The sequence below is a fragment of the Acetobacter sicerae genome, assembly GCF_011516765.1.
Lineage (GTDB): Bacteria > Pseudomonadota > Alphaproteobacteria > Acetobacterales > Acetobacteraceae > Acetobacter > Acetobacter sicerae.
The window spans coordinates 45850-64061 of the sequence record NZ_JAAABN010000013.1; the positions used below are offsets into that span (position 1 = coordinate 45850).

Below are 18212 nucleotides of genomic sequence, written 5' to 3' on the forward strand. Positions count from 1 at the left end.
ATTGAAAGCAGAGCGTTTATAAGCCCCATATCCCTTAACAATGGGTTTACGACCGCCAGACAGTCTGCATTCCGAAAGGAATGAGTCTGAGGACACACATATGACCAATGCCCCGGACACTTCGCAGGACACAGTGAAACCGATGACAACAGCGTTCGCCCTGTCAGTGGAAGGCATGACCTGCGCGGCCTGCGCGGCTCGGCTGGAAAAGGTCCTGAATCGCCTTCCGGGCGTGGCCGCTCACGTCAGTTTCGCGACGCACAGGGCAGCACTCACGCTCGCTCCAGACCACGCGGCTCTGAAAGATGTGACGGACGCCGTGGCGCGGGCCGGATTCAGCGTCGTTCCTGAACACGTGACCCTCGCAATCGAGGGCATGACCTGCGCCTCCTGCAGCGCCCGCCTCACCAGGGTTCTTGAGCGTCAGGAAGGCGTGTCCGCCAACATCAATCTGGCGACAGGAAAGGCCGAGATCGACTTCATCCCCGGCGCTGTCTCGGTCAATGATCTGATCGGCACCGTTACAAAAGCCGGATTCAGCGCCACAGTCGCCGGGACCGACGACACGGCCCGCAAGGCGCGACGTGAGCAGGAAAAACGCCGCCTGCAACTGGAACTGGCTGCTGGCATCCTACTGACCGCGCCACTGCTGCTGGACATGGTGGGCGGTATGCATCTCATGCTGCCGCGATGGATACAGCTTGTGCTGGCCACGCTGGTCCAGTTCGGCCTCGGTGCAAAATTCTACCGGGGAGCCTGGGCGGCGCTGCGCGGCGGTGGCGCAAACATGGATGTCCTCGTCGCCCTCGGTACAACGGTCGCGTGGTTCGCAAGCGCCGTCATCACCGTGTTCGGACTGCCCGAGCAGGTCTGGTTCGAGTCCGGTGCGACCGTTCTGACGCTGGTGACAGCAGGGCGACTGATGGAAGCAGGGGCTCGCAACCGGGCAGCGGCAGGTGTGGAGCGGCTTGCCCGTCTCCAGCCGGTCACGGCTCATGTCGAAACGCCGCAGGGCGTGCAGGATCGACCGGCGGCTTCTCTCGCTGTTGGCGATGTATTCGTCATTCGCCCCGGTGAGGCCGTGCCGACAGACGGTGTGATCCTGACCGGTGAATCCAGCCTCGATGAAGCGATGCTGACCGGGGAAAGCATGCCGGTCGGACGCGGCCCCGATGATCCGGTGCGGGGCGGCACGATTAACGGCGCCGGGGTGCTGCGAGTCCGGGCCACAGCGGTCGGCGCGGATACGGCGCTGGCGCGGATCACCCGCATGGTGGATGAGGCCGAGGGCTCGAAAGCGCCGATAGAACGGCTGGTTGATCGGGTCTCCGGAATTTTCGTGCCGGTCATCCTTGTCATCGCCCTGCTGACGCTGGCAGGCGGCTGGCTCGTCACCGGATCGTTCGACCGCAGCCTGATCAACACCGTGGCCGTGCTGGTGGTGGCCTGCCCGTGTGCGCTGGGTCTCGCCACACCGACGGCGATCATGGTGGGAGCCGGTCGTGGGGCGGCGGCGGGTCTGCTGTTCCGTTCCGCCGAAGCGCTGGAACAGACGGGACGTATCGGCGTCCTGCTGATGGACAAGACCGGCACCCTGACGGAAGGACGACCGCAGGTTGCAGGCGTATTTCCGCAAGGTGACGCGACAGAGATTTCGCTGCTCGCCCTGGCGGCAGGGCTGGAAGGCGATTCCTCACATCCGTTGGCCAGAGCCGTGCGGGAGACCGCGACTGCACGGCAGATCGCGCCTGAAGTGATTGAGGGAAACAGGGCCGTCGCCGGACATGGTCTGGAAGGTCTTCATGAAGGCGTTGTCGTCCGACTGGGCTCGGCACGTTTCCTTGAGAAAACACCGTCCGGTGCAGCCGAGGAAGCAATGTTGTCAGGACAAACGCTGATCGGCGTCGAAAGAGATGGCCAGCTTCTGGGCTGGATTGCTGTTGCCGATACCATCCGGCCCGACGCGGCTCAGGCTATTGGCCTGCTGAAACGATACGGCATTCTCCCCATCATGGTGACCGGTGACACACAGGCAGCCGCACGCCGGGTCGCGGAAGCCGTGGGAATTTCCGACATACGGGCCGAGGTGCTCCCCGGCGACAAGGCGGACGCCGTGAAACAGGCACGGGCTGACGCCGCCTCCGGCACGCTGATCGGTATGGTTGGCGATGGGATCAACGACGCCCCTGCCCTTGCCAGCGCCGATGTGGGCATCGCGATGGGCGGCGGCACTGATGTCGCACTGGAAACGGCGGATGTCGTACTGATGCGCTCCCGTCTTCTGGCGCTGGTGGATGCCGTCAGTCTCTCGCGGGCGACGTCGCTCAAGATACGTCAGAATCTCTTTTTCGCCTGTATCTACAATGCGTTGGGCGTTCCCCTCGCCGCCTTCGGTGTCCTGCCTCCCATGCTTTCGGGAGCCGCCATGGCGATGAGTTCCGTTTCTGTCGTAACCAGCGCGCTGCTTCTGAACCGATGGAAGCCGCTTCCCAACCCTGAATACGGACCACCGGGAATGACGGGTCACGCTCAGGAGTAGACAAGCCCGCCCTGTCTGTGGATGCTTGCAGAAAGCTGATCGGAAGATCGGACGCCAGTTTTCAGGGAGAACGACCATGGAATCCACAACACTCATGGTGGAAGGCATGACCTGCGAGGGATGTGTGTCATCCATCAAACATGCGCTGGAAGGTATTCCCGGTGTGAAATCGGCCGTGCCGTCTCTGGAAAAAGGCACTGTGAAGATTGACTATGATCCCAAGGAAACGGGGCCACGCAATTTCGCGCCTTCCATCGAAGCCGCAGGGTTCGAAGTGGTCGGCTGATTTCCGGGCGTATCACGCTGCGATATCATGCGGGCGTCATGCGGACAGCACGCGGGGGGAATGCCGTCATCCGTCTTCCCCGATGCTGGTAGTCATGGCAGAAGCCGTGAGAGGATGGCATGAACGCAAGTCCGATCTGCCTGACCAGAATTCGAGACGAACGAGGAATGACTGTGGCGTCTTCAACCAGTTCCAGCCTGCGCAGAAACGTCAGAAAGTGGCTTGTTCCAGGCGTAATTCTCTGTCTTTCGGGCTGTGCCGCCGAGACCGGGCGGATGTGGAACGACACAGACGTGTCATGCCTTCGCAAGCAGATGGGCAGCGCCGTCCATCTGTCATTCCCACTGGCTGCGAACACCTGCCAGCGGATGACCAATCATGGCTTCATGTTTGGTGAGGCGACCGCGAAACCCATTCCGCTTGAGCTGCACAATGCGCCAGATCTGCAGGCGTTGGCGGAAGAATATAACTACAGCTACAAGAAGTAAGCGGCCTCAGCTTTCCAGTTCGACATCCCAATAGAGATAGTCGCGCCAGCTATCGTGCAGATAGTTTGGCGGGAAAGCGCGTCCGTTATCCTGTAATTCCCATGAAGACGGCTGTGCAGGCTGCCTGCGGGGAAACATGCGGATTTCATGTGGCATCCGCGATCCTTTGAGCAGATTGCAGGAACTGCACGCGGTCACGATATTTTCCCACGTTGTTCGTCCGCCGCGACTGCGGGGGATGACATGATCGAATGTCAGGTCATGGGTGGGAAGCTGGTCATGGCAATACTGGCAGGAGAAATTGTCCCGCAGAAAAAGATTGAAGCGGGTAAAGGCCGGCCTGCGCGCTGTCGGAACATATTCCTTTAGTGCGATGACGCTCGGAAGCCGCATGCTACAGCTTGGAGAATGTACTTCCTCATCATATTCGCTCAGAACCGATACACGGTCGAGGCAGACAGCCTTGATCGTGTCCTGCCATGACCAGAGCGAAAGCGGAAAGTAGGAAAGTGGTCTGAAATCTGCGTTCAAAACGAGCGATGGATAGTGCATACTGCCAGCCGACAAGGCGCGCTTCCTTTTCCCGGAGACGGCTCATGATCCGCTTTTGGCAAACTCGAAACTGCACACCAAAGGGTCACGCGTCGTCGAGAAGTGTTATTAAAATATAAGCGCAGCTTTTTTCAGACTGCAAGGAAAGTTCGCGCGACAAAACATGAGGTTTCCGTGACAGTCGGTCGGAACACCCTTTTTCCGTTCAGTGCCGGAGCATGACAACGCCAGCTTTTTGCAAGCAGGACCATTGGGTTACGCGCTTTGCGCCAAGTCCCACCGGCCCCCTGCACCTCGGTCATATTGCCGCTGCTTTTTTTGCCCGGCGCCATGCGGATCACGGCGGGCAGTTCCTGCTGCGTATCGAAGACATCGATACGGTGCGCTGTCGCGAGACTTTCATTCAGGAAGCACTGGACGATCTGGCGTGGACCGGACTGCACTGGGAAAAAGAGGTTCTCCGCCAGTCGGAACGCATGCCGCTCTATCAGGAAACCCTTGATACCCTCCGGCACAAGGGACTGGTCTATCCCTGCTTCTGCACACGGGCGGATGTAGCGCGGGAAGCGGCGGCGGCATTTTCCGCTCCCCATCATGCCCCGGACGGCAGCCTGCTTTACCCCGGCACATGCCGTCTGCTGGATGACGCCGAGCGCGCCCGACGGATCGCGGCCGGCACGCCTTACGCTTTGCGGCTCGACGTGCAGAAGGCGTTAGACAGGCTGGGCACGCCGTCCCTCTCCTATCATGAACTGGGTCGCGGGCCTGTCACCTGTCATCCCGGCCTGTTCGGAGATGTGGTGCTGGCGCGGAAAGATATTCCCGCATCCTACCATCTGTGCGTCACACATGATGACGCCGCTCAGGGCGTGACACTCGTAACCCGAGGGGAAGAACTTCGGGATGTCACGGCCATTCATCGCCTGTTGCAGGAACTGATGAAATGGCCGGAACCCGTTTACGCCTTTCACCCGCTTCTCGTGGATTCGACAGGTAAAAAACTGTCCAAACGCGATGGCGCTCTGTCCATCAGGGCCATGCGTGAGAGCGGCATGAGCCCTGAGGAAGTGCGCAAGGCAGCAGGCGTTACGCTCTGAGGGGCCAGGACCTGTTACACAGAAACACTGAAATCGCTCGTAAGGACAGTCATTCTCCGCCGTGTCGTAACCCGACATGATTTAATACGGAGATTTAAGAGTTAAATGACTTCTTACACGTCACGCTGGACCATTGCAGACGCCCTCAAGGTACACGCGGACGACCCGACTACCACCATGCCCGTGATTGACCAGAACTTCCCGACAATGGATGAGTCGGTGATGATCTGGGACACAGGCGCACTTCGCAACATTCACGGCCAGACCGTCACATTTAAGGGGTGGCACGTTATCTGGTCGCTCGCGGTCGACAAGATCGACCTGAACAATGATGACATTTATGACGAATGGCATTCCCGCAACGACCGCGCCTATATCGGTTACTGGTATTCCCGTACGGGCAATGGCGCTGACTGGCAGTGGGGCGGCCGCCTCCTGAACACCTCCGCCGATCTCCGTCCGCATGAATGGTCCGGTGGACTGGTCATGCGCGAAGGCACGGGCAATGTCGTCGACATGTTCTATACATCAGAAGCGGATTCCCCGATCAACCAGTCCGTTCCGTCTGTTTCCACGGGACAGATCTTCGCTGATGCAAACGGCGTCTGGTTCGGAGGCTTCAAGACCACGACGGAAATGTTCTCGGCTGACGGCATTCACAACGCCAATTCCCAGCAGGACGAATATTTTGACTTCCGCGACCCGCATCCGTTCGTAAATCCGGCAGATGGCCGCGTCTATTGCCTCTATGAGAGCAATGTCGCCGGTATGCGCGGTGAATTTACAATTGGCAGCGAAGAACAGGGTGTTCTCCCTCCCGGTTTTGCTGTCGATGCCGGCGCACAGTATGGCGCTGCCTCCATCGGCATCGCGGTGCTGGATGACGGCGCTTACAAGAGTGGTGATTTTTCCGCCACACGCTGGACACAGCTTGACCCGCTGGTCACGGCTCTGGGTGTGAACGATCAGATGGAACGTCCGCATATCGTGTTCCGTGACAACCTGACCTATCTGTTCACGATCAGTCATCACAGCACTTACAGCGGTGGTCTGTCCGGCCCGGACGGCGTTTACGGCTTTGTCTCCGAAGACGGTCTCTTCGGTCCCTACAAGCCGCTGAACTCCTCCGGTCTGGTTCTGGGCAATCCGTCGAGCGCACCTTACGAAACCTATTCCCACTTCGTGGACCCGGATGGTTACGTGCAGGCGTTCATCGACACACTCCCGGCTCCGGGAGAAGACCCCAACACCCCCTCGACTTTCCGGATTGGCGCGACCCTTTCACCAACCGTGAAACTCGAACTCGACGGTGACCGCACCTTCATCTCGGAAGTTCACGGTTATGGTCAGGTCTATGCGCAGGCTGCGTGGCCGGTAGGCAATGCGTGGGATCATCGTCCGGCAACGGTCTGATCTTCCTGCATCGCTGCAGCGGGTCATGATTCCGTGATCTGACTGTGTTTTTTACAGGAACCGGAGACCGGCGTTGCCATGCAGCGCCGGTTTTCTGGTGTCTGTTGAATCCTGACGAAGTGTTTCCCGTTGGACGCAGCACCGTGCCTCTCACAGGAACCGGTTCCGCATTCCGGAAAAAACCTCTATCGTGCCGCGCCGTCGGCGTGGGGCCGACCACCGGAGCCGAAAGAACCCCGGACTTCATTTCCCAGGATCGAAACCTATGTCCTTCATTGCCGACCGCCTGAACAAGATCAGCCCGAGCCAGACCATTGCCATTTCGGCAAAAGCGCGCGCGCTCAAGGCGGAAGGTCGGGACATTATCAGCCTCTCGGCAGGCGAGCCGGATTTTGATACCCCGGCCAGCATCAAGGCGGCGGCGATCAAAGCCATCGAGACGGGGCAGACAAAATATACGGACGTCGCTGGCACCCCAGCCCTCCGCGCCGCCGTCGCCGAGCGTTTCCGGCTGGATTCCGGGCTGGATTACAAGCCCGAGGAAATCATCGTTTCCACCGGCGGCAAGCAGGTGATCTACAATGCGATGGTCGCCACCATCAACAAGGGTGACGAGGCGATCATTCCCGCACCATGCTGGGTGTCCTATCCCGACATCGTGGCGCTGGCCGATGGCATCCCGGTAATCGTTCCCTGCCACGCCAAAAACGGTTTCAAGCTGACGGCTGAAGATCTCGAAGCGGCCATCACGCCAAAGACCAAATGGTTCTTCCTGAACTCGCCCTGCAACCCGACGGGCGCGACCTACTCGGCTGAAGACCTCCGCCCACTGTGCGACGTGCTGCTGAAGCACCCGCATGTCTGGATCTTCACCGACGATATCTATGACAAGCTGGTTTATGACGGATTCAAACCTGCGACGATCGTGCAGGTGGAGCCGCGTCTGCGCGACCGCACCGTCACCATGAACGGCGTGTCCAAGGCCTATGCCATGACCGGCTGGCGCATCGGTTTCTCCGGCGCACCGCTGGAACTGACCAGGGCGATGAACAAGCTCCAGGGACAGTCCACGTCCAACCCCTGCTCCATCGCGCAGGCGGCGGCGCTTGAGGCTGTCAGCGGCCCGCAGGACTTTATCGGCACAATGTGCGAGACCTACCGCGAACGCCGTGATCTGGTCGTATCCATGCTCAATCAGGCCTCCGGCATCACATGCGGTCGTCCGGAAGGCGCGTTTTACGTCTTCCCGTCGATGAGCGGATGCCTTGGCAAGCGCACCCAGAAGGGCGTGATCATCGACAGGGACGAGGCGTTTGTGACGGCTCTGCTGGATGAAGAAGGCGTCGCCGCTGTGCATGGCTCCGCGTTCATGTTCGCCGGATATTTCCGTGTGTCTTACGCGACCGACACGGAAAGCCTGCGTGAAGCCTGCACCCGCATCCAGCGCTTCTGCGCCAGCCTGAGCTGAAAGGAGACAGGCTCGCCATGACTGCTACTGCCTCGGGGCCGACGCTTGCCCATCGTCTTGAAGGACTTCCCGCTCCCGCGACCATCGAAATGGCGCGACGGGCCAGAGAACTGAGAGCCGAAGGGCACGGGGTTATTTCGCTGGCGCTCGGCGAGCCTGATTTTCCAACGCCTGCCGTTGCTATTGAGGCAGCGCATCAGGCCGCGCTGGCGGGCAAGACAAAATACCCGCCAGTGGACGGCACGCCGGAACTGAAAGCCGCCGTCGCCCGCAAGTTCAGCCGTGAAAACGGGCTGGACTTCGCCGCCGACGAACTGATGGTCTCAAACGGCGGCAAACAGGTGATCTTCAACGCCTTCATGGCGACGATCAATCCCGGTGACGAAGTCGTGGTCCCTGCCCCTTACTGGGTGAGCTATCCCCTGATCGCCAGAATGTTCGGTGGCGTACCGGTCCATCCAGTCTGCGACGAAGCGGATGGTTTCAGTCTGAAGCCTGAGCGTCTCGCTGCTGTCATGACGCCGCGCACCAAATGGCTGGTGCTAAATTTTCCGAACAACCCAACGGGAGGGCTGTGTTCGGAAGACGACCTGCGCGGGATTGCCGAAGTCCTGCGCGCTTATCCAGCTGTCTGGATTCTGTCTGACGAGATCTATGAGCATCTCGTCTTCGACAATAATCGTTTCACTTCTTTCGCCGCGATTGCACCTGACCTGAAAGACCGCATCGTCACCATGAATGGTGTCGCCAAGGCCTATGCCATGACCGGCTGGCGCGTGGGTTATGCTGGTGGTCCCAAGCGTCTGATCGCCGCGATGCGCAGCGTCCAGAGCAACGCAACATCAGGCGTCTGTACGGTCGCGCAGGCGGCCGCGGCGGCGGCGCTGGACAGTGCGCCGGATCTGATCCGGGACATGGTCGCTACCTATGAACGTCGGCGGAACCTGATGGTCGCCGCCCTGCGCGACATTCCCGGTCTGACCTGCGCCAATCCTGCGGGCGCTTTCTATGTCTATCCGGGTATCGCCGGGTGCCTCGGCCGCGTTACTGCCGGAGGACGCAGGCTGGACACCGATACCGATTTCGCCATGGCGTTACTGGAAGAAGCACATGTCGCCACTGTGCCGGGCAGCGCCTTCGGGCTGGCGCCGTATCTGCGGTTGTCCTGTGCGACGGCGGATGCTGCACTGAAAGAAGCGTGTAAGCGGGTAGAAGGGTTTGTTGGGGCGTTGCGCTAGGGGCCGGTTTGGGGGGAGAGCGGCATGTCGGCTATCAGAATAAACCATGACAAAGCCTGCCAGCTTCGTGTTCACATTGAAGCCGTTGCTCCACTGCGGCAGCGTTGTGCATAGGCGCTGGGGCTGTATCCAGTGCCTTTTCTAAAAGCCGCAGCAAACGCGCCCAGACTTTCGTAACCGACTGCGGCGGCGACATCGGTCACACGCTCGCGTCGCGCCAGCCTTTCCTGCGCATTAAGAATACGCAGGCGCTGTCGCCAGACTGAAAACTGCATGCCCGTATCGGCGGTAAAATGCCGAATGAACGACCGCAAAGACATTCCTGCCATATCCGCCCACTCCTGCTGCCCTCGTGAATCAGAGGGAGTGACGCTCAGGGCTTCTGCGACCCGCTTTAGCCGGGCATCTTCGGGAAAAGGCAGTGAAACAGAATGACGCGGAATGGACAGGAATTCATCCCAGAAGCTTTCGGCCAGCCTTGTAAAACTGTCCTGCCATGCTTCCTCTTTGGCATTTTGCGACAGACGTTCAACCTGAGCCATCAGTAATCGCGTGCAGTCCGCCAGAAAAGGCCTGTGTGCAACTGAAGAATACCTCTCAGCAGCAATATACAGACTCCAGCCTGCAATAGCGCCGTGGGAGCGCGCCTCATGAAAAAAGCCGGGAGGCAGCCAGAGAAGCTGCCCCGGCCCGATCAGCCAATAGGAATTTTGAATCATCACGGCCATAACACCGCTTTTCACAACGAATATCTGCCCCTTTTCGTGAACATGCAGGTCAGTGGTCCGGCGGTTCGTCTGTCTTACGGGACTTCCAGATAGCCAGGGAGCGCCACATGACGGAGCAGGATTTTCTGATAAAAAGGAAAACGATTTGGCGTGCATGAGTCGAATTATGGCCTACAGTCGACAGAATGCCAAAAGCATCTCCTTTAAAATCTTCTGGTCCACTCAATCCACAAGATTAAAAGGTGTCCCATGTCCTCCACACACCACGAGCAGATCATCCGGGAAATGTTCGCCACATTTACGGATTTTGGCTCAACTCCGGATAGGCTGTTTGATTTCATGACGTCGGATTATCGGCAATATGTCGATGGACGTGAAATGACGTTGGGCGATTTCCAGGCCCATACACATGCCTTGCGCAACACTCTTAGCGCGTTGGAAATAGATATTCAGCATATTGTATGTGAAGGCGATAAAGCAGCCACCGTTCACATGGCGCGTGCAACACGTCGCTCCGGCGAGCAAAGTCTGATCAAGGTCGTTGCCTTTTATCAGTTCCGAGAAGGACGCATCTGTCTTGTGGATGAACTGACGCACGTTCTGGAAGGAAGTGAAAGCGATCAGGCGCTTGGAGCATTACAATGAGGGAACCCGGTCAATACGAGTAGATGTTCTCTTTCCGGATATGGAGTGTCAGCTTTCGGAAAACGCAAACGAACCGCTGAACGGCAGACAGGATACGCCCCGCAGAAAGCTCCTGCGTTATTTCTGCCTGAGGTAGACAAGACGCGACCGGAGACGACGGAGCGCGGACACAGCAGGATTCGGCAGATAATCCCTGAGCGTCATCTGTAAACGCCGGTCTGCGGGCAGGCCCGGTCGCCGCAGGTAATGTGTGTTCTCGAACTGCTGTTCAAACACCTGCAAGTCATGTCTATAAAAATAGGTGATCAGGGCGCGTCGTGATCCGGTGACAAGCGGGCGCGGATACCCATGAAGCGCAATTTCTGACTGCTCCATGATCAGCGTACGACCGAACAGAGGAGCAACCTGAACCTCCGGCTTACAGGCCAAGGCGTCCCAAAGCTCCAGTTCTCCGCCATCTCCTTCCTGCCACCCTTCGTTGAGATAGGTAATCACCACCAGCGCATTCCGCAGCTTCGTGTCCGGATGCTTCTGAAAATCGACGTGAATTTCGAAATGTCCATCATGGCGGGCTTCATGAAGGCCGCCACCATATAACGTCAGGTCCGGCTGAAGGGCGGAAAGACCAGTCAGCGATTCCAGAAAAGAGACAAAGGCGGTAGAATGGAGAGTCTCGAAATACGCCAGAAGCGCAGGCGGCATATCTTCAAGGCTGTTCAGAATTCTCTTGCTCTGCAGACGCGTATAATGAGGTTTCCACGCTTCGTGCCGGATGTCCGGACTTTCCTTCAGGATGTCTGACAGATGGACCGGATCAAACAGGCGCTCCATCACGAGATGAGGGTAAGGCCGGGCTGACCGAAACTGTTTCGCAAGTTCAGCCACTGAATCCGGATCAGGGGGTGTCCACAGCCCGTCCCTGATCTTGCCACACTCTGCTGCGGATAGAATTGTATTCATCTGCGTCCGCCTCTCGGCCTCATCGTTTTCTGCACGGGCTTTCCTTCAGAGACGAACGTACGACCCTGACCCGCATCACCACGAACATTTTTTAGACGGCAGATGTTAAGAGAGAACGTAAATGCTCCCATTCGGTTGCCTTTAAAAATCAGGATGGACGTCGGATCGTCATCCATGCACGATCATACCATGACCCAAAGTTTCACATCCCTGTCCTTTCCCCGTCCCACTGAAGCCAGTCTCGCAGATGGTTTCGGCGCAGTCGCTGATCTGCTCGATAGAAATGACCTTGAAGGCGCTCTGTCACGCTTTGATCGCGAACGCCGCAGCTTTGAAAGCTGGGCAGCGCTTGTCTATCTGCGTTTTGCCCAGGACACGACAAGCGAAAAAGCAAAGCAGGATCGCGATTACGCGGATCGCCTGACTCCCAAGGCCACGGCTCACGAAGTCACCCTGAAAAAGCGCTTTCTCTCCGAGCAGTTTCATAACGCGACAACCGCCGCTGTCGGTCCACATGTCACGGCTCTCTGGACAAGCGATGTCACGACATTCGATCCACGGATAGAGAATGCTCTCGAAGAAGAAGCGCGTCTGACGAGCGAATACACCGCCCTGCTCGCCTCGGCCCGAATCGAAATCGAAGGTCACACGGTCAACCTGTCCGGCCTTGCGCCATGGATGGAGCATCCTGACCGCGCCATACGCCACGCTGCCGAGCAGGCCAGATGGGCGTTCTTTGCCGAACATGGAAAGACGCTCGACACTCTCTTCGGGCGACTGGTCGAACTGCGTACGGACATGGCCCGCACGCTCGGGTTCGAGACCTATACGCCGCTTGGCTACCGTCGCCTGCGCCGCGTCGATTACAATCCCGAAGAAGTGGCGCGCTTCCGTGAGGAAGTTGTCACGCATGTCACACCGCTGGTCGCCTCCCTCCTCGAACAGCGGCGCGAAGAGATGGGCTGGCCCACCCTGCATTACTGGGATGAGAGCTTTGTCGATCCCCGAGGCAACCCGAAGCCCGCCGGGGATTATGACCTGCTCATCGAACGCGCCCAGACAATGTTCGACCGTATGTCAGGCGATCTCGGACCATTCTTCAAAAGCATGGTCTCGGGAGGTTATGTCGATCTCAAGAACAGGGACGGCAAGGCCGGTGGCGGCTTCTGCACCGCCTTTCCTGACGTCGGCATGCCGTTCATCTTCGCCAATTTCAACGGCACGCATGGCGACATCAACGTCTTCACCCATGAGATGGGACACGCCTATCAGAACTGGCGCAGCCGCGACCTGCCGACCATCGATGAACTGTGGCCAACCATGGAGGCGGCGGAAATCGACTCCATGGGCCTGGAGTTCCTGACATGGCCGCATATGGAACTGATGGTTGAAGAGGGCGCTGCTGACCGCTTCCGTCGGATGCATCTGATCGGCTCATTGAGCTTCCTGCCCTATGGCGTGTGCGTCGATCACTTCCAGCATGAAGTGTACGCCAATCCGACCATGACAGCGCAGGAGCGCCACGAAACCTGGCGGCGTCTTGAGCGCCATTACATGCCGTGGCGTGACTATGGCGACCTGTCCTACCCGGCGCACGGCGGACGCTGGCAGGCGCAGGGCCATATCTACCGCAATCCGTTCTATTACATCGATTATACGCTGGCGCTCTGCTGCGCGATGCAGTTGTGGCTTCAGTCCCGGCGCGACGAACCGGCGGCGATGAAAGCCTATGAGGGGCTGTGCGCACACGGAGGATCCGCCCCATTCACCGGACTGATCGCCAAGGCGGGCCTTGTTTCACCGTTCGCTTCCGGCGTGCTGGCTGACGTTGTTAAGGAAGCGGCGGATTTTCTGGAAAATGGTCCCCGTTAAGGGATACGCTACCAATCAACCGTACCTGCGTCAGAGCAAAGGCATCCTTCGCTTCTGACGCAGGGAAGCGCAGATCTCAGCCTGCATCTTTTTCAAGCTTGTCCAGTTTGACGGTCAGATGTCCCACCTTGGGATGGTCGATCTCCGTCCGCACTGGCACCGGTCCATACCCGTCCACATTGATAAACCATACCGTCCCGCCGTGGGGCTCACGCAAGGCTTTCGCCTGATGCCCCTTGATGAATCCTGCGGTCTGATATCCGGAAAATTCGCAACGCATCGCAGGAACCTTCCGGTCCTGAAAGACATCCGGTTTCATGTCCTGTCCGGTCGTCTTCAGAGTGAAATGTGACACCCTGATCCCGTCGAACACGTCATAGACGCCATCACAATGGCCTGTCTTCCGGACCGTCAGAATGACCTTCGCCATGGTGCTCAGGATATCCATTCCGTGCTGCCGCAACTCATCCGGCACCGGCTCACGGTCTGTCTCTTTCGGCTCCTGCAAGGTGACGACAGGCTGGCCCTGCTGATAATCCAGCACAACATGACGCTGAGCCGACCGGCTCAATCCCTGACTGTCATAGCGTGTCGGCATCACAACATTGTCCCGGATGGTTCCGGTCGCCACGGACTGGATACGCAATCTGGTGAAGATACTGAGCAGTCCTTCCGCCCGCGCCTGCATGGCAACATTATAGCGCGTCTGTTCAAGCAGAAAGCTGGTCTCCAGCTTCATCACCGGCAGCCAGTGCGTATAAATCGTGTATTTGATGTGAATCGCAGCGTTAGCCGGAGGAGAACTGACCTGAGGCGTCTCTTCCGCATGAACAGAACCACCTGTCAGAAAAAACAGACAGCACGCGGGCAGCAACAGCAGTCGCCTCACCGCCATCCTGTTTCGCAGGCAAAGACTGCCGGTTCGGGGATGATTGTCGCTCAAGCTGCTCACCCAATGCTGTGATGGAAAACTCTCCTTTACATAGAACCAGAGTCTTTCACTCGCCAAGTGCGCCCCAGCGTCCACGGTATCCCAGCCGCCCTGACAGGGTCTGGGCAATCGAAACCACAAGCCGTCCCATCGCCTCTGCCTGTTTCAGAGTGTCTTTCGGTTTTGGCTGACTGATTCCCAGTCCCGCCACGACGTGTCCGGCAAGATCGTGAACGGGCGCGGCAAAGCACCAGACCCCGACCTGCACCTGTTCGTCATCAACCGCATATCCCCGACGCCGCACACTGGCGATCTCGTCCATCACGGCGACAGGGGCAGAAGCGCCTGTCGTGGTTGGTGGGGTCGGCCACGAGGACATCGGGTAAAGCGTGAGCCACTTTCTGAGTCCGGTTCCCTCCATGGCTCCAAGCTGGGCCATGCCTGTCGCGGTATACATGGCGGGCAGACGAAGCCCGACATTGTAGTGGATTCCAAAGCCCTTCTCGTTTGCCCGGCTGGCGACATACACGACATCCTCGCCTTCAAGCGTGCTCAGACTGACGGTATAGGCGCCCAGTTCCGGCCTTTCTCCAATCAGTTGATGAAACGCATTCAGGAGATCCTGTCTGGGGCTGACCTGCACCGCCCAGTCAAGCAATCTGGAACCAAGTCTGAAACCGCCTCCACCTGATCCCCCTGTCGTCTCCAGAAGCCCCAGTTCCGCCATCACCGTCACCAGACCATGTGCCGAACTGCGAGGAAGATCGAGCAAACGGGCAATTGTAGCGGCGTTGGGGGGTGTATCCTGCGAACTGACAAGGTCCAGAATTTTCACTGCACGCCGAAGAGCCGGAACCGACTCACTATCTTTCATCATTACCACCCATGAGTGTCCTTGACGTCGCTCCCAAGAATCGGATATATCCGAGATACGGGATCGTGTTCAATATAATGAACAATAAAAAACTGAACACGGTCTCGTCTGATAGAGCCTGACAGGCACCTGAAAAGCCCTTCTGTGCATCAGCGCCGCCTCACCAGATGACCAAAAAATTCCCGTATGATAGAAGCGGCTCGCCATCCTGCTCCTTGCACGGATCGAAAAATCCGGTTTCGCAATAAGTCTATCTCAATACGTTTCAAGCAACGCTGTTCCATTGTTTCTTGGAAGCTGAGGTTGTTTTGAAAATAGTAAAAAAGTTCTGGGAATGGCTCTCCTGCGGAGAAGAGATCAAAGCTATTCAGGATGGGAAAGATCCCGAAGATCTCTTGGTCAGCAGAACTCCTCCGCGCTGAAAAACCCTTTCAGTCTTCAGTATAGCCGCCTCAGGACAGAGGAGCGTCTCCCCTCATTGAAGAGTTCCTCCCCTGCGCCGGAAACCATACAGCGGCTCCGTCCTATCCGATTTCAATCCCGATCTGTTTGACGTCATGGAACGCCAGATCCGGGTTCATCTCCTCGGTACGGCGCATCATGAAGCCAGAACTGGCCAGAAACACCGGATCGCCGTCAAGATCATCCGCCATCGACGAACGGTTCGCCATCATGAAGGTCTCAAGTTTCGTCCGGTCCCCCGTCACCCAGCGCGCCAGTGAGAACGGTGTGGAATCGAACCCGATGGCCACGCCATATTCGCCTTTCAGGCGCTCCTGAAGCACATCCAGCTGAAGCGTTCCGACCACACCGACAATAGGCTGCGCACCGTCCTGCGGTCTGAAGAGCTGCACGACGCCCTCTTCCGCCAGTTCGGTCAGAGCCTGCCTCAGCTTCTTGGCCTTCATCGCATCATCAAGCCGAACGCGCCGCAGGATTTCCGGCGCAAAATACGGAACGCCGGTGAAGCGGATGGCTTCGCCTTCCGTCAGCGTGTCACCGATGCGCAGGGTGCCATGGTTGGGAATACCCACCACGTCGCCAGCAAACGCTTCCTCGGCAAGCTGACGATCACGGGCGAAGAAGAACTGCGGCGTGTGCAGCACGAAGCTCTTACCCGTCCGCGTATTCAGCAGCCGCATCCCGCGGGTCAGTCTGCCTGAACAGACACGGGCGAAGGCGATACGATCCCGGTGATTGGGGTCCATGTTCGCCTGAATCTTGAATACGAGCGCCGTCATCTGCGCCTCATCTGCCGTGACCGTCCGACTTTCAGTGTTCTGGGCACGCGGCGCGGGGCCGAAGGCGACCAGCGCATCCAGCAGGTCCGTAACGCCGATTTCTTTCATGGCGCTACCGAAAAACACCGGCGTCAGATGCCCCTCATCGAACGACTCACGGTCGAATTCCGGAAGAGCGGCTTCCACGAGTTCAAGCTCTTCCCGTACCTGCACCATGCGCGGATCACTCTCCTCGACCGGCACCGTCGTATGGACCTCGCCATTTCGGATGTCATACGTGCCGATAAAGGTCGCGGCCCGACCGATCGGCCATGTCAGCGGGGTCGTGTCCAGCGCCAGTGAGGAAGAAATCTCGTCCAGTATCTCGAACGGATCCCTCGACTCACGATCCATCTTGTTGATGAACGTAACGATGGGAATGTCGCGGAGACGGCAGATCTCGAACAGCTTGCGTGTCCGGTCCTCAATACCCTTGGCGGCGTCAATCACCATCACGGCGGAATCAACAGCCGTCAGCGTCCGGTAGGTATCTTCCGAGAAGTCTTCATGGCCCGGCGTATCCAGCAGGTTGAAGACGCAGCCGCCATATTCAAAGGTCATCACGGACGTGACGACAGAAATGCCACGATCACGCTCAATGCCCATCCAGTCGGAACGTGTCCGACGTCGCTCCCCTTTCGCCCTGACATTTCCCGCCAGCTGAATGGCGCCACCCGCTCGCAGAATACGTTCTGTCAGCGTCGTCTTACCGGCGTCAGGATGGGAAATGATGGCAAAGGTACGTCGCCGACTGATGGCTCCGGCAAGAGAAGACTGGGTTGCGGGGCCGTCATTGATGTCTGTCATGGCGAAAGAGGCTCTGAACTGGGGAAGAAAAAACAGGAACGCCGGACAGAGAGTGTCTCCGCCCGGCGTCTGAAAAAGCACCTGGCCCGCAAGAGCCAGAGCGTCCTGAAATCAGCGAGAGTAGAACTCGACCACCAGGTTCGGTTCCATCTGCACCGGATATGGCACATCGGACAGCTTCGGAGCGCGCAGGAACGAGCCCTTCATCTGGCGGTGGTCCACTTCCATGTATTCCGGAACATCGCGCTCGCCGCTCTGCGAGGCGTCCAGAACGGCAGCAAGCTGCTTGGACTTTTCGCGAACTTCGATCACGTCACCTTCGCGAACGAGGTAGGACGGGATGTTCACTTTCTTGCCGTTAACCAGCACATGACCGTGGTTCACGAACTGACGGGCAGCAAACGGGGTTACTGCGAACTTCAGGCGGTAAACAACGGCGTCCAGACGACGCTCCAGCAGGCCGATCAGGTTCTCGGAGGTATCGCCCTTACGACGGACAGCCTCTTCGTAATATTTACGGAACTGCTTTTCGCTGATGTTACCGTAGTAACCCTTCAGCTTCTGCTTCGCCATCAACTGGACGGAGAAGTCGGAAGGCTTGCCCTTACGACGCTGGCCATGCTGACCCGGACCATATTCCCGCTTGTTGACCGGCGACTTGGCGCGGCCCCACAGGTTTACGCCAAGGCGGCGGTTAATCTTGTACTTGCTCTCAAGGCGCTTGCTCATGTGCGCGCTCTACTTTCATAAAACAGCCACACCCGGCCTTGCGGCCTGATATGGCTTGTGACGCCGATAGTCCCCAGTCCGGAACAGACTGAAGCGGGCGCGTCCCGTATTACTGACCCGGGGGAGCATACACCCCATCGGCCAGCCGGTCCGTCCACTTTCCCGGCAATGGGGTGTCGCCTAAGTGAAAACAGCTTCATTGTCAATCAGATTGCCGTTTTCCTCAGGACCGTCCCGGATTTTACCCGAAACACCTTTCTCAGTAGCGATCTGTGCTACTGATCCCGCTGACTGTCAGGGAGACG

At 58.3% G+C, this 18212-nt stretch carries 16 protein-coding genes; 9 read left to right on the forward strand and 7 right to left on the reverse strand.

Annotated features, from left to right (window positions below; all coding sequences use genetic code 11):
- Positions 1 to 100: 100 nt before the first annotated feature.
- From GVI59_RS13600 to GVI59_RS13610, 3 genes are all read left to right on the forward strand, one after another.
- On the forward strand, positions 101 to 2539 hold the full coding sequence (locus GVI59_RS13600) for a heavy metal translocating P-type ATPase (RefSeq protein WP_242013110.1): 2439 nt from the start codon (positions 101 to 103) through the stop codon (positions 2537 to 2539).
- 76 nt (positions 2540 to 2615) lie between these two features.
- The gene (locus tag GVI59_RS13605; protein ID WP_173574746.1) at positions 2616 to 2825 is read left to right on the forward strand and encodes a heavy-metal-associated domain-containing protein; all 210 of its coding nucleotides are present in this window, start codon (positions 2616 to 2618) and stop codon (positions 2823 to 2825) included.
- A 167-nt stretch (positions 2826 to 2992) separates the two neighbouring features.
- The gene (locus GVI59_RS13610; protein ID WP_242013115.1) at positions 2993 to 3313 is read left to right on the forward strand and encodes a hypothetical protein; all 321 of its coding nucleotides are present in this window, start codon (positions 2993 to 2995) and stop codon (positions 3311 to 3313) included.
- A gap of 6 nt (positions 3314 to 3319) precedes the next feature.
- Here the strand turns inward: GVI59_RS13610 and GVI59_RS13615 are convergent, their stop codons facing one another.
- Entirely contained in the window at positions 3320 to 3865 is a 546-nt protein-coding gene (locus GVI59_RS13615; protein ID WP_173574782.1) for an HNH endonuclease, read from the reverse strand.
- Between the two features lie 218 nt (positions 3866 to 4083).
- Here GVI59_RS13615 and gluQRS point away from each other — a divergent pair, with 218 nt between their 5' ends.
- The 4 genes from gluQRS (at position 4084) to GVI59_RS13635 (ending at position 9081) form a co-directional block, all read left to right on the forward strand.
- On the forward strand, positions 4084 to 4962 hold the full coding sequence (gene gluQRS, locus GVI59_RS13620) for a tRNA glutamyl-Q(34) synthetase GluQRS (RefSeq protein WP_173574747.1): 879 nt from the start codon (positions 4084 to 4086) through the stop codon (positions 4960 to 4962).
- Positions 4963 to 5067: 105 nt separating this feature from the next.
- Positions 5068 to 6375 carry a glycoside hydrolase family 68 protein gene (locus GVI59_RS13625; RefSeq protein ID WP_173574748.1) on the forward strand — a complete coding sequence of 436 codons (1308 nt, stop codon included), beginning with the start codon at positions 5068 to 5070 and terminating at the stop codon, positions 6373 to 6375.
- Between the two features lie 265 nt (positions 6376 to 6640).
- Positions 6641 to 7843 (forward strand): pyridoxal phosphate-dependent aminotransferase, encoded by a 1203-nt coding sequence (locus tag GVI59_RS13630; RefSeq protein ID WP_173574749.1) that lies wholly within the window; start codon positions 6641 to 6643, stop codon positions 7841 to 7843.
- Between the two features lie 17 nt (positions 7844 to 7860).
- Positions 7861 to 9081: a pyridoxal phosphate-dependent aminotransferase gene (locus tag GVI59_RS13635; protein WP_173574750.1), complete on the forward strand. Its 1221-nt coding sequence runs from the start codon at positions 7861 to 7863 to the stop codon at positions 9079 to 9081.
- 71 nt (positions 9082 to 9152) lie between these two features.
- Here GVI59_RS13635 and GVI59_RS13640 read toward each other — a convergent pair whose 3' ends face one another.
- A complete protein-coding gene (locus GVI59_RS13640) occupies positions 9153 to 9965 on the reverse strand; it encodes a helix-turn-helix domain-containing protein (RefSeq protein ID WP_173574751.1) in 813 nt (270 codons plus the stop codon).
- 93 nt (positions 9966 to 10058) lie between these two features.
- Here GVI59_RS13640 and GVI59_RS13645 point away from each other — a divergent pair, with 93 nt between their 5' ends.
- Positions 10059 to 10454 (forward strand): nuclear transport factor 2 family protein, encoded by a 396-nt coding sequence (locus tag GVI59_RS13645; protein ID WP_173574752.1) that lies wholly within the window; start codon positions 10059 to 10061, stop codon positions 10452 to 10454.
- 117 nt (positions 10455 to 10571) lie between these two features.
- Here GVI59_RS13645 and GVI59_RS13650 read toward each other — a convergent pair whose 3' ends face one another.
- Positions 10572 to 11414 (reverse strand): 2OG-Fe(II) oxygenase, encoded by an 843-nt coding sequence (locus GVI59_RS13650; RefSeq protein ID WP_173574753.1) that lies wholly within the window; start codon positions 11412 to 11414, stop codon positions 10572 to 10574.
- A 189-nt stretch (positions 11415 to 11603) separates the two neighbouring features.
- On the opposite strand from GVI59_RS13650, the gene GVI59_RS13655 reads away from it, so the two are divergent.
- The gene (locus GVI59_RS13655) at positions 11604 to 13286 is read left to right on the forward strand and encodes a M3 family oligoendopeptidase (RefSeq protein ID WP_173574754.1); all 1683 of its coding nucleotides are present in this window, start codon (positions 11604 to 11606) and stop codon (positions 13284 to 13286) included.
- A gap of 76 nt (positions 13287 to 13362) precedes the next feature.
- Here GVI59_RS13655 and GVI59_RS13660 read toward each other — a convergent pair whose 3' ends face one another.
- The 4 genes from GVI59_RS13660 to rpsD form a co-directional block, all read right to left on the reverse strand.
- Complete coding sequence (locus tag GVI59_RS13660) at positions 13363 to 14229, reverse strand: DUF3108 domain-containing protein (RefSeq protein WP_242013111.1); 867 nt, start codon at positions 14227 to 14229, stop codon at positions 13363 to 13365.
- 55 nt (positions 14230 to 14284) lie between these two features.
- Positions 14285 to 15094, reverse strand: coding sequence for an IclR family transcriptional regulator (locus tag GVI59_RS13665; RefSeq protein WP_173574755.1), 810 nt, complete (start codon positions 15092 to 15094; stop codon positions 14285 to 14287).
- A 521-nt stretch (positions 15095 to 15615) separates the two neighbouring features.
- Positions 15616 to 17178 carry a peptide chain release factor 3 gene (locus tag GVI59_RS13670; protein WP_173574756.1) on the reverse strand — a complete coding sequence of 521 codons (1563 nt, stop codon included), beginning with the start codon at positions 17176 to 17178 and terminating at the stop codon, positions 15616 to 15618.
- 111 nt (positions 17179 to 17289) lie between these two features.
- A complete protein-coding gene (gene rpsD / locus GVI59_RS13675) occupies positions 17290 to 17907 on the reverse strand; it encodes a 30S ribosomal protein S4 (protein WP_010666343.1) in 618 nt (205 codons plus the stop codon).
- Positions 17908 to 18212: the final 305 nt, after the last annotated feature.

Bases quoted from the DNA above. Each gene is read 5' to 3' on its own strand.
- GVI59_RS13600 (WP_242013110.1), top strand. From the start codon at position 101: ATGACCAATGCCCCGGACACTTCGCAGGACACAGTGAAACCGATGACA.
- GVI59_RS13605 (WP_173574746.1), top strand. From the start codon at position 2,616: ATGGAATCCACAACACTCATGGTGGAAGGCATGACCTGCGAGGGATGT.
- GVI59_RS13610 (WP_242013115.1), top strand. From the start codon at position 2,993: ATGACTGTGGCGTCTTCAACCAGTTCCAGCCTGCGCAGAAACGTCAGA.
- GVI59_RS13615 (WP_173574782.1), bottom strand. From the start codon at position 3,865: ATGCACTATCCATCGCTCGTTTTGAACGCAGATTTCAGACCACTTTCC.
- gluQRS (WP_173574747.1), top strand. From the start codon at position 4,084: ATGACAACGCCAGCTTTTTGCAAGCAGGACCATTGGGTTACGCGCTTT.
- GVI59_RS13625 (WP_173574748.1), top strand. From the start codon at position 5,068: ATGACTTCTTACACGTCACGCTGGACCATTGCAGACGCCCTCAAGGTA.
- GVI59_RS13630 (WP_173574749.1), top strand. From the start codon at position 6,641: ATGTCCTTCATTGCCGACCGCCTGAACAAGATCAGCCCGAGCCAGACC.
- GVI59_RS13635 (WP_173574750.1), top strand. From the start codon at position 7,861: ATGACTGCTACTGCCTCGGGGCCGACGCTTGCCCATCGTCTTGAAGGA.
- GVI59_RS13640 (WP_173574751.1), bottom strand. From the start codon at position 9,965: ATGCACGCCAAATCGTTTTCCTTTTTATCAGAAAATCCTGCTCCGTCA.
- GVI59_RS13645 (WP_173574752.1), top strand. From the start codon at position 10,059: ATGTCCTCCACACACCACGAGCAGATCATCCGGGAAATGTTCGCCACA.
- GVI59_RS13650 (WP_173574753.1), bottom strand. From the start codon at position 11,414: ATGAATACAATTCTATCCGCAGCAGAGTGTGGCAAGATCAGGGACGGG.
- GVI59_RS13655 (WP_173574754.1), top strand. From the start codon at position 11,604: ATGACCCAAAGTTTCACATCCCTGTCCTTTCCCCGTCCCACTGAAGCC.
- GVI59_RS13665 (WP_173574755.1), bottom strand. From the start codon at position 15,094: ATGATGAAAGATAGTGAGTCGGTTCCGGCTCTTCGGCGTGCAGTGAAA.
- GVI59_RS13670 (WP_173574756.1), bottom strand. From the start codon at position 17,178: ATGACAGACATCAATGACGGCCCCGCAACCCAGTCTTCTCTTGCCGGA.
- rpsD (WP_010666343.1), bottom strand. From the start codon at position 17,907: ATGAGCAAGCGCCTTGAGAGCAAGTACAAGATTAACCGCCGCCTTGGC.